Here is a 10573-nt window from a genome sequence, read left to right as displayed (position 1 = left end):
TGCTACAGCGCAGTACACAAAGGGACTCTAGCGTTTGGAAAATCCGAACACTAGAGTCCTCTTTGTGCTTGCGGGGGTTCAAAAACGAACTAGCAAGCACTCCTTTTCTATAGTTTTTCAATTTGCTTACGCAGGCTGTTAATCTTTGTAAGCGGTAAATCACTATCTTCAATGTAATAAATCAACTCTTGTCGATCGACTTTCCCCTGTTTAATTGCTGTGATTAGATCACTCGACAAAGTTGGATACTCATGATCAAACATCGCAGCCACATCAGGAATATTAGTAACCTCTGCACTGGTCCATCCCCGATTCCATGGTCGACGAATATTAGCGGCGATTAATAATAACAATTTGATTAGATCTTCATTATGCTTATCGGGCGTAATATTAAGGTTTATCGTATCATTGAGCATTTTGAGAATCCGATTAATTGTATCAGTCATCGAAACTAAATCGAGATCTTTGTACAAACCTAATTTTATACCATAAAGGCAGATAAAGACTGCTCCCTGCAGGTTACTACCTGATAATTGGTATTGCGTCTTAAATAATTCACCCAATCGTTCACGCAATTCATACAGGTCAAAGTAATCATCATATTTATAACGCATAAGCTCTGCTTTTTCGGGAAGGTAGTACTGTAACCCTAATTGGTGATTATAAAGCTTGGCTAACCGTCCACAATCAGTAAGCAATGTTGAATAGACAATAAAAATCCCTTCCTCAAATGTTTCCCCAAGACTAATATCATCGGCCATTTGATTAAGATCGATTAAATGATAGCGCAATTCTTGCTCATCAATCCGATCTTGAACAAATTGTTCAAACTTATCCGCGTTTAAATTCAATTGCGGATTCTGCGTGTTAATTATTTGGTAAGCATGGCGAACTGGAATTATCCCATAGAGGCTTGCAAATGAAGCAAAATAATCATCAAGCATTAAGTCGGTTTGCCCATCAAAAATTGTTGGCAATTCTTTGCTAATAGTATTAAACATCAAGTCATTCGGATCAAACGGTTCATTATCAAAGTCATCATTCATAGCATCGCCCTGTTCCATGAGCGCAAGATAATTGTGGTAATCACTATCATCAATACCACCATTATCATGAACATATCGCATAAGGCGTTTTAATGCCCGTTCAATATTTTTTATTTCATTTCGCGATGAACCATGATATAACAGTTCTTCAACATTTGCACTATTAAAGTCAAAAAATGCTTGTAAATGATAAGCCAGCCACTCATTCAAATAGAACTTAAGATTACTTTCGTAGCCCTTTAAAGTTTTACTACTATATTTTGTCTGAATGTCAGTCAGAAAAATATCAAGAAGCTGGTTATTCAATTTTTGAATTTTAACAATTGCTTGATCAACCTTTTTTGAAGAAGCAAAGTCGTAATTAGTTGCGCTCAATTGATCCAGTTGATCAATAATTTTTTCAAGCTTGTCACGACTAGCCGGCTGCTTTGCTGGTTCAGCACCTCGAAGATTGAATGGTTGCGCGTTTTTTATTATTTCTACCGTGTTACTATCATCAATATAATCGTTACCCTGTCGTTTCATGATCGCTGTTAGTTGTTTTGAAAGGGCAACTTCCTCCGTTATATCAGCTAATGGTTTAGCATAGTCACGACATAGTAAAACTAGTGAGCCCATTTGAGAGCGATCAATTGTTTTGTTAATTTGCCATGCTTCACTAGCGGCAAGATACTCTTTAAATGCTTTTGTCGAAAGACCAAGATTAGTCCAAACTGCCCTTAAATTGGTTTCAAATCGTGTTTGAATTTGTTGCTTATTCTTGGCATTAACATTATATAAAACAACTGCCAGTGTCGTTGCATCATTTAGAAAAACCAGATTCTTTTGATGCTGAATTGTAAAGTAAGTGACATGCCATGAAAAAATAGAATTAGCTCGAGCCATAGCCGTTGTTTCATCATTTTCAGCTTGCTGATAATTGCTAAATAGGTTTTTGGCTTTTCCTGCTACATTAATGTACACTTTTTACCTCATCTTCCCGTACAACCATAACATTACCATCTTCTGGATTACCATATACGGTATATGAACCCTTGAGTTTTAGCTCCCGATAGTCATTTCCCGCATAATTTCCCTTTATCGTATAACAACCAGACTTTAATTCTCCAACTGGTTGAAATAATGCCGGAACCGGCTTTTTATCAGTCACGATGATTTCAAACTCGCCGTCAACCCCACCATTACTAAATGACAATTCACGCCCTGTCGCATCATCGATTATAAGAACTTGCGCTTTGTTGGTTGTCTGTCTTAATTCTTCTTGCATTGATATTCTCCTATTTTATATGTTTTAATGTCATTTTACAATCATCCCATCATTTTGCCAATTATCTTTATTATTAATTAGGCAATGAATGCGGTATACTATTAATATAAAATAATTATTGCATTAGGGGTGCCCATATTACTGGGCTGAGATATGCAGTGATGTATGGACCCTAGAACCTGTAAGTTAATACTTGCGTAGGAAAATGCGTATCAGAAGTTTAAATGCTCAAGATAGGCTTTTTTCACCTACCTTGAGCATTTTATTTTAAGGAGTTATTTAATGGTCAAACGTCAAATTAATTGGGCCCTTGTTGATCAACTACGGAATAAAAATCCAATCGTTCTTACCCTAGCGAATTTAGTAACAATTGATAAAGTTGCGGATGCAGTAAGTGCGATTGGAGCTTCACCAATTATGTCGATTGAGGTAAATGAAGCAAGTGAAATGGTTGAATTAGCAGACGCAATTACAATCAATCTTGGAACAATAAGTCAACAACAACTAACACAAATCAAAAAGGTTCTGCATAAGGCAAATTATCGTAAACCATTAGTTCTTGATCCAGTTGCAGTTGGCGCAGTTTCCTCACGCTTGAAAATAGCGCAAAATTTACTAAAAGAATTTCACTTTGATGTCATCAGAGGAAATGCCAGTGAAATAGCAGCACTCATCGGTGACGTTGATAATAAAAGCCATGGAATTGATGCAGGCGCAGTTACTAACCAAGTACATATTGCTGAATTATGTGCCCGTCGTTTTCACGCGATCGTAATTTTAACGGGTGAAACCGACATCATTACCGATGGCCAAGTCCTATATAAAAATCCATTTACTGCTGAAATGCTCACCATAAACGTAGGAAGTGGTGATATACTTTCGAGCCTCGTAGCCGCCTTTCTTGGCACTACTACTAATACCTGGGATGCTTGTATTGTGGCTACTGTTCTTATGTCGGCTGCTGGTGTTCTTGCTAATCGCTATTCAGCTGGTCTTGGTTCGTGGCAAGTTCAATTTTTTGATCAACTCTCAATTATGGATGCTAACTCTTTATTAGATTTTTTAAATGAAAGCGAGGAAGATTACCTTGATTAATGATTACCCTCAAACCTTAACAATTGCAGGCACTGATAGCGGTGGCGGTGCTGGGATTCCAGCTGATGTAAAAACAATGCAGATGCGAGGAGTATATGCAGCCATGGTCGTTGTTGCCGTTACTGCGCAAAATACTCTTGGTGTCCAGGATGCGATGCCAATGCCAGAAAAACTAATTGATGAGCAATTTGCCTCAATTGCAAGCGACCTAAAAATTCGTGCCTGCAAGACCGGGATGCTTGCTGACCCCCTAAGAGTTAAGACCGTGGTACGTAACCTTAAAAAATATGACTTTGGCCCGCTTATCGTCGATCCAGTCATGGTCGCCAAAGGTGGTGCTAAATTACTAAGTGATGATGCAATCACAATTGTCCGTGATCAACTATTGCCCCTTGCCAGTCTGATTACGCCTAATATTCCCGAAGCATGTGAGTTGACGGGGATAACAATTAAGGATAAAAATGATATTAAAAGAGCAGCTAAGAAGCTTCAAGACCATGGTGCCAAAAATGTTTTACTAAAAGGCGGTCATGCCCAAACGGATGATCGTGCTGATGATTACGTTCTGTTTGAAGATGGAAATGATTTATGGTTGACAGCGCCACGAATTAAGACTAAAAATACACATGGGACCGGTGATACGATTTCTGCTTGTATTACCGCCGAAATTGCCAAGGGTCATTCAATGGAGCAAGCAATTATGATTGGTAAAACATACGTAGAAAAGACGATTCAAAAAGGTATTAACGTTGGTCATGGTCACGGTCCATTGAATCACTGGGTTAAAGTTGAAGGAGACGATATAAATGGTATTTGATCCACAATTATTACAAGTATATCTAGTTGGCGGTACACAAGATGTTCATAATGATGTAGATGCTTTTCTGGAAAAAGTTGAATTAGCAATGCAAAGCGGCATTACGGCCTTTCAATATCGGGAAAAAGGTAACTCAAACTTACGACCAAATGAACGGATTGACCTTGGCTTACAATTACGAGAATTGTGTACAAAATATGCTATTCCATTGATTGTTGATGATGATTATCGATTAGCACAGCAAATTAATGCTGATGGGGTTCATGTTGGGCAAAACGATACAAAAGTAGATCAAGTCTCAGTTGCTGTTGGTCACCAGATGTTTATTGGTTATTCATGTAATACCCCTGCTCAAGTTGAACATGCTAACTTAATGGACTTTGTTGATTACGTTGGTTGTGGTCCGGTATTTCCCACCAACTCGAAAGCTGATGCTGACCCTGCAATTGGCTTAGGTGAACTGAAGCATTTAAATACGTTAAGTCACCACCCGGTTGTTGCAATTGGTGGTATCACTAAGGAAAATATGCAAGCAGTTCATGACACCGGTGTTGCAGGAGTGGCGGTAATTTCACTAATATTTGATAGTGATGACTTAGTTACGACAATTAAGCAAATGAAGGCCCTTTATAAATAAGAAAATAGCGATTTAAAATGATGGTACCCATCATCTTAAATCGCTATTATTTTTTGGTTATTTCTTGAAGCCATTTTGAAATTCCAATTGAAATAGCTACCCCAATCCCTAAAGGAATAAATGCCGTAAAGTTAAGGTGACAAACTTCAAATAACATAAACAAGGCCATTAGTGGCGCCTGTTGGGAAGCTGCTAAAAATAAAGTTGCTCCTATTACTGCACACTGCGTTAACGTTACGAGAGGGAAAACCTGAACATAAGGAATGCCGAGAAAAACACCAATAACCGCCCCAGCTGCAATCGATGGTGTCAAAGTTCCCCCATAGCCCCCGCATTTGATTGTAAACAAAGTAATAATTACCTTAGCAAATAGTCCGAAAAGTAAAGCTAGCAGGACTTGTTTATCAATCGTGGTCGTATTCATCGCCAACTGCGCTAAGCCCCGTCCATTTCCCATAATTTGCGGGTAAAAAGCAGCAACTATCCCGGTTGATAATGAAAGTAGTGGTAATTGCCAAAATAAATATTTATTGGTCACCCGATGAGCAGATGCAATTTTAACGCCGCGCTTAAACCACGTTCCCATAACACCTAATAAAAGGCCAAGGACAATTGCAAAGGGTACCGTAATTAATGAAAAGTTCCGACTACCAACAATATAATATGGTTCAAACCCTTTTAAGATTGAGCCGATCATCGTTGCAATCACTGACATGATAAGACTAACAGAAACTGACCGTGCATTGATACGCCGGTATAGAATCTCTAAGCAAAACACAGTTCCCGTAATTGGAGCAATATAGACCCCTGCAAATCCTGCACCCGCTGCCGCTGCTACCAGCAATCGCTTATCCTCTGCATCAAGGTGAAACCACCGAAAACGTTCAAGGGTACTTCCCCATTTTTGGGCAATTGCTGCACCTGCTTCCCGTGGTGCCAGTTCTCGACCGATAGAATTTCCGGTACCAACAAAAAAGATCTGTGTTACAACGTGAATCAGCGTTTTATCTAACGGCATTCGTTTACCGTTTAGTGCATTTTTAATGCTAACCGGATGATAACGGCGCTGCAATAAATACCACACAAGAGCTGCAATTACACCACCGATGAAGACTGAGATAAAGCGATGTATCGGGAATATATTGATATTAACAGGCATTTTATTGGTTTCATTAAAGTTCAAAAAATAATGCTCAGTTATATCAAGAATCGCGCTCAGTACTAATGAACTAAAGCCAACGATAATTCCAAGAGCAACAGTAGCAATTGCTAATGGAATATTTTTTTGTGTCTCTTCCATTCTCTCTCTCCTACGTAGAAATAAATCATTCCTAGTTTATCATGAATAGTAAGAAAATGATAATTAGCCAAGTTAACTCAATTTAAAATATTATGTAAACTAAAAAAGGTCTTGCTTAGTTCTCAATATTAAAAGGCTGTTAATGTTCATAAAGACAAACACTAACAGCCCTTTTAACTAGAGAGAAATTTTTTATTGTTGAATATACTTTTGTGTCTGGTTATCAAATATAAAAGTATACTTTTGGTTAGCAGTTTCTACAAAAATTTTTTCATATAATTTGCTATATCCCGCATTAGTTAAGGTAATGTCAACTTGATCACGATCTACTTTAACGTGATAAAGGTTATATTCTCCATCTTGGTAGGCAAAATCAATGCCATTATCTTGATAATGAACATAATTACCCTTTTCTCCATATACCCGGAAAGTCATCGTTTGATCGGGGGCATCACTAATATGATTTTTTGCAGCTCCCCACGGCAAAATCGTGTCTTTTCTTACAAATAATGGTAGCTTATCTATCGGTGCCTTGACTAAAAGATTACGCTTTCCTGAATATTCTACACCATTCCAGAAATCAATCCATTCACCTGCTGGCAAGTATACTGCCCGAACGTCTTGCCCCTCTTGAACAATTGGTGCAACTAATAACTGATCACCAACCATATATTCATCGTTAATTGTTCTAACAGTCGGATCATCATCATAATTTAAGACAAGTGGCCGCATAATTCCTAATCCCGTCTTTGTTTCCTGATAGCTGAGATCATAAAGGAATGGTATAAAGCGGTACCGAAGTTTAAGATACTTTCGGTAGATTGATAAGGTAGGTTCGCCAAACACCCATGGTTCTTGTGATCTTGTTCCCATTGATGCATGGTTCCGATAAAGCGGACTAAAGAGCGCTCCTTCAATCCACCGAGTTAACATCTCGGCTGTTGCATCTGCCCCAAAGCCACCAATATCGGTGCCAGCAAACGTAAAACCACTCATACTTAAGTTACATAATTGCGGAATCATCATTTGAAGGTGGGGCCACAGACTTTGATTGTCTCCGGTCCAGACAGTTGAATATTTCTGAGTGCCTGCATAAGCTGCCCGAGTAATCACGTATGGTCGTTTATGGCCATACTTCTTTAATCCTTGATAGGCCGCTTTCGCCATATTATGCCCGTAAACATTATGCATTTTTTTATGGGTTGATTTATCATTGCCGTCACTAAAACTAACATTATCAGGGATATCGCCTTCAAAAGTAGCTGGTTCGTTCATATCGTTCCAAATCCCACAAGTTCCACTATCAACTAAAAACTTGCAATTATCGGCCCACCATTGTCGAACTTCTTCTCTCCCAAAATCTGGAAATACGGCGTCCCCAGGCCAAACCTTATTAACATAGACTGTTCCATCTGGATTCTTGACAAAGTAGCCTTTCTTTAGTCCTTCTTTATATATCTGGTATTTTTTATCCTGTTTGACTCCTGGATCGATAATCGGCATTACCCGAAATCCCTGGTCCCTTAACTTATGAATAAATTTTTGCGGATCGGTAAACTTGTCCTTATTCCAGGTAAATACACGGTAGCCGTCCATATAATCAATGTCAAAATGGATAACATCGCATGGTAAATCGTTTTCTCGTAATTTATTAGTAATTTCTTCTACTTTAGCAGGACTAACACTATATCCCCATCGTGATTGCTGATAGCCAAGCACCCATTTTTGCGGCAACGGAACGCGCCCTGTTAGATAAGTATAATTCGTTACGATGTCTCGTAAATGCTGTCCACCAATAATATAATAATCAAGATTTCCGGCAACTGCCGAATAGTAATAATAGTTAGAATTTTCTTTACCAAGATCAAAGTGACTACGATATGGGTCATCAAAGAATAACCCATAGGGGTGGCCATCTTTTAACCCTAACATAAATGGAATTGATTTATACAAACGGGTAAAACTTTCTACCTGAGGGGCAGGATTATCCGTGTTCCAGTTGTCATACTCATAGCCTCGTTTATTCAAATAACCAGTTTTATCGCCTAACCCATAAATTTGTTCATTCGTAGCTAAGGACTTAATTACTTCAAAATATGTCTTATCCTGATCGCTTCCTCCAGCAACATCATGTCCTTCAGCAGCTATTAGTTTTGCATGAGCTTCATCTAATCCACGATCAATTGGTGTCCGCTTTCCCCGATAATCAATTACTAATGGATGACTATCCTTATCATAAACATCAATTTTTTCATCATCATAAACTTTAACAATTAATGATGACGTTAGTAATTCGAGATGGTCACCTTTATCAAATAAATTAAAATCAGTCTTAATAGTCTTATTACCTTCAATCGCATAAGATTGGCCTTTTTCGCCATAATCTTGAAATACACGAATGATTTCTGGTGTAATGACTGATAAAATCAAGGAGCTTTTTTTATAATTAATGGTAATCTCTTGGTCAGCGATAGCATACCCACTGATTTGATTATTCATAATGTTCATCCTTCCTACATTGATACTATACTATTATTGTAGCGCGTTCTTTTTTAATGTAAACGTTTTCTTATCGATGAAAGCTATAATTACTAGTAAATGCTATAATAGATGGTAATTACAAATAATAAACGAGGCATATAAAATGCATAATAGACTAAGAGTTAATATTGGGCTAATTTGTTGGTTTCTATTTAGCATAATATTAGTAAATATTATAGAAAAAACACAGCTAATTTCGTTAATTGACAACTGGGGGTTCGCCTGTACTCAACCAGTTACACAGTTAAAAACAATTATCCTCACAGAAATAACGTTTCTTGGCGATCCGGTAACTGTGGGGATCGTTACAATTGGGCTAATGCTGTTCCTCTGGCGCCGAAAACAACCTACTGATAGTGTTTGGTATGGTATGCTTCAATTTTTAGGCTATTGTCTGGTTATATTGGTAAAGTATAGTGTTGTTCGTTTACGTCCCACCCATAGGTTAATCAGTGTTAGCGGATATAGTTTTCCGAGCGGTCACACATTCTCTACAGTTATTTTTGTTTTTACTATCTTAGCGCTTACTATTCCGCGCTTAAGTAAACATTGGCAAAAAATTTTATATATATTTTTGGGTATGCTCTGGATTTTGCTTATAATGTATTCAAGAGTTTATCTTAGAGCTCATTTTACAACCGATGTTATGGGAGGATTTCTTTTAGCCCTTGGTTGGTGGTTATTAATGAATACTCAACGAAAACGATTTTTTAACTGGTTAATAAAACCAGTACGAAAAAATAGGAGCGTGAGATAATTATGCATCTCACACTCCTATTTTTCTTATCTTAGTAGAGCCGTCTTGCCAAGATTATCCATTAATTTGAAAAACTCTTTCTTGTTAGTCTTCGTTACTAGTGACAGTGGTCGGCCGTTGTCGTTTCGATAGGTCCGACCAGCAGCCGCGCCACTAGTTTCAACACTTGCTTTAACATCTTCAGTTTCTATCAGGTCAGGATATAAACTTGATAATGTCGTTAGCACATCCCATAGGTAGTAAGTCGAATCGGCTTCATCAGCTAATACTAATGAATAGCCTTGACCAATTAAGTCTATTGCTGGGAATTTACGGAGACTTGCCCAATGTAATCGCAGTTCACGAGTTAAGGGAATTTCTTCAGTACTTTCTAAACCAACCATTTGAATATCTAATTTTGAAGCAAACACACGCTTAACTGCTTCAGGATCCCAAAAGGCATTCCATTCAGCAGTTCCGTCAAACCCTAATTCATTAACATTTCCATGGCCATCCAGTGAACCACCCATCCAATATAAACGCTCGATTTTATTTTCAATACTTTGATCATAGTCAAGCGCCCTTGCCAAGTCGGTAAGCGGACCAGTCATGATTAAGTCTACCGGTCCATCTGCTTTTTCTATCTTCTTAACCATATCAATATGAGCTGGCTCTTTAGCTTCTTTTGTTAAGATAATTCCCGATTCGTTTAACATTGGAAATGCATTAAACGAAAACGAACTTAGTCGCCAATTTGAAGGAAAAGGATGATGGGCACGGGAATTTGATTTGGCTACTTCTAAGTAATCATTATTTGTATTGAAACGATCAATAATTTTTCGTGAAGCACGTGTAGCAGGATCAATATAACAATCAGCATCAATAACACTGACACCAATTAACTTAATATCAGATACTTGTAAAAGTAATAAAAGTGATACTAAGTCATCTACATTGCCATCATGATTAAAATATACATTTTTCATATGTAATTTATCCGCTTCCTTATTTTTGCAATAAGTATAACATAATTAAACTAGTTAGTAGAATATCGAAATAGTTTAATAGAAACAAAAAAGAGATGTACTTGGAATGTACATCTCTTGAAGGCCCTAAGCGTGGCAACGTCCTATC

General features: G+C 37.8%; 9 protein-coding genes and 1 riboswitch. Of the genes, 4 read left to right on the top strand and 5 right to left on the bottom strand.

From position 1 onward, the window contains the following. Positions 1-107: 107 nt before the first annotated feature. The gene (locus DTK66_RS10650) at positions 108-2009 is read right to left on the bottom strand and encodes a DUF6933 domain-containing protein (RefSeq protein WP_191668654.1); all 1902 of its coding nucleotides are present in this window, start codon (positions 2007-2009) and stop codon (positions 108-110) included. Continuing rightward, complete coding sequence (locus DTK66_RS10645) at positions 1999-2313, bottom strand: hypothetical protein (protein WP_153930623.1); 315 nt, start codon at positions 2311-2313, stop codon at positions 1999-2001. Before DTK66_RS10645 ends, DTK66_RS10650 begins: the two co-directional genes overlap by 11 nt. 115 nt (positions 2314-2428) lie before the next feature. After that, positions 2429-2534: riboswitch (TPP riboswitch) on the top strand. A gap of 61 nt (positions 2535-2595) precedes the next feature. Here DTK66_RS10645 and thiM point away from each other — a divergent pair. From thiM to thiE, 3 genes are read left to right on the top strand one after another with little or no spacing between them, the layout of a single operon-like run. Next, entirely contained in the window at positions 2596-3408 is an 813-nt protein-coding gene (gene thiM / locus DTK66_RS10640; protein WP_191668653.1) for a hydroxyethylthiazole kinase, read from the top strand. After that, the gene (gene thiD, locus DTK66_RS10635; RefSeq protein WP_191668655.1) at positions 3401-4225 is read left to right on the top strand and encodes a bifunctional hydroxymethylpyrimidine kinase/phosphomethylpyrimidine kinase; all 825 of its coding nucleotides are present in this window, start codon (positions 3401-3403) and stop codon (positions 4223-4225) included. Before thiM ends, thiD begins: the two co-directional genes overlap by 8 nt. Next, positions 4215-4862 (top strand): thiamine phosphate synthase, encoded by a 648-nt coding sequence (thiE, locus tag DTK66_RS10630; protein WP_191668652.1) that lies wholly within the window; start codon positions 4215-4217, stop codon positions 4860-4862. The genes thiD and thiE overlap by 11 nt, the downstream gene beginning before the upstream one ends. A gap of 46 nt (positions 4863-4908) precedes the next feature. Here the strand turns inward: thiE and DTK66_RS10625 are convergent, their stop codons facing one another. Both DTK66_RS10625 and DTK66_RS10620 read right to left on the bottom strand, forming a co-directional pair. After that, entirely contained in the window at positions 4909-6162 is a 1254-nt protein-coding gene (locus DTK66_RS10625) for a chloride channel protein (RefSeq protein WP_153930627.1), read from the bottom strand. A 192-nt stretch (positions 6163-6354) separates the two neighbouring features. Next, a complete protein-coding gene (locus tag DTK66_RS10620) occupies positions 6355-8661 on the bottom strand; it encodes a glycoside hydrolase family 31 protein (protein ID WP_191668651.1) in 2307 nt (768 codons plus the stop codon). Positions 8662-8806: 145 nt separating this feature from the next. Here DTK66_RS10620 and DTK66_RS10615 point away from each other — a divergent pair, with 145 nt between their 5' ends. Then, entirely contained in the window at positions 8807-9460 is a 654-nt protein-coding gene (locus DTK66_RS10615) for a phosphatase PAP2 family protein (RefSeq protein WP_153930629.1), read from the top strand. 26 nt (positions 9461-9486) lie between these two features. On the opposite strand, the gene DTK66_RS10610 is transcribed toward DTK66_RS10615, so the two are convergent. After that, positions 9487-10425 carry a nucleoside hydrolase gene (locus tag DTK66_RS10610; protein ID WP_191668650.1) on the bottom strand — a complete coding sequence of 313 codons (939 nt, stop codon included), beginning with the start codon at positions 10423-10425 and terminating at the stop codon, positions 9487-9489. Positions 10426-10573 lie beyond the last annotated feature (148 nt).

The sequence above is a fragment of the Limosilactobacillus walteri genome, assembly GCF_014830205.1.
Taxonomy (GTDB): Bacteria; Bacillota; Bacilli; order Lactobacillales; family Lactobacillaceae; genus Limosilactobacillus; species Limosilactobacillus walteri.
The sequence above is the reverse complement of the archived record's forward strand: the minus strand, read 5'-3'. Positions and strand labels throughout refer to the sequence as shown.

What these genes read in the sequence shown, in the direction of transcription:
- DTK66_RS10645 (WP_153930623.1), bottom strand. Translation starts at nt 2,313, where the DNA reads ATGCAAGAAGAATTAAGACAGACAACCAACAAAGCGCAAGTTCTTATA.
- thiM (WP_191668653.1), top strand. Translation starts at nt 2,596, where the DNA reads ATGGTCAAACGTCAAATTAATTGGGCCCTTGTTGATCAACTACGGAAT.
- thiE (WP_191668652.1), top strand. Translation starts at nt 4,215, where the DNA reads ATGGTATTTGATCCACAATTATTACAAGTATATCTAGTTGGCGGTACA.
- DTK66_RS10625 (WP_153930627.1), bottom strand. Translation starts at nt 6,162, where the DNA reads ATGGAAGAGACACAAAAAAATATTCCATTAGCAATTGCTACTGTTGCT.
- DTK66_RS10620 (WP_191668651.1), bottom strand. Translation starts at nt 8,661, where the DNA reads ATGAATAATCAAATCAGTGGGTATGCTATCGCTGACCAAGAGATTACC.
- DTK66_RS10615 (WP_153930629.1), top strand. Translation starts at nt 8,807, where the DNA reads ATGCATAATAGACTAAGAGTTAATATTGGGCTAATTTGTTGGTTTCTA.
- DTK66_RS10610 (WP_191668650.1), bottom strand. Translation starts at nt 10,425, where the DNA reads ATGAAAAATGTATATTTTAATCATGATGGCAATGTAGATGACTTAGTA.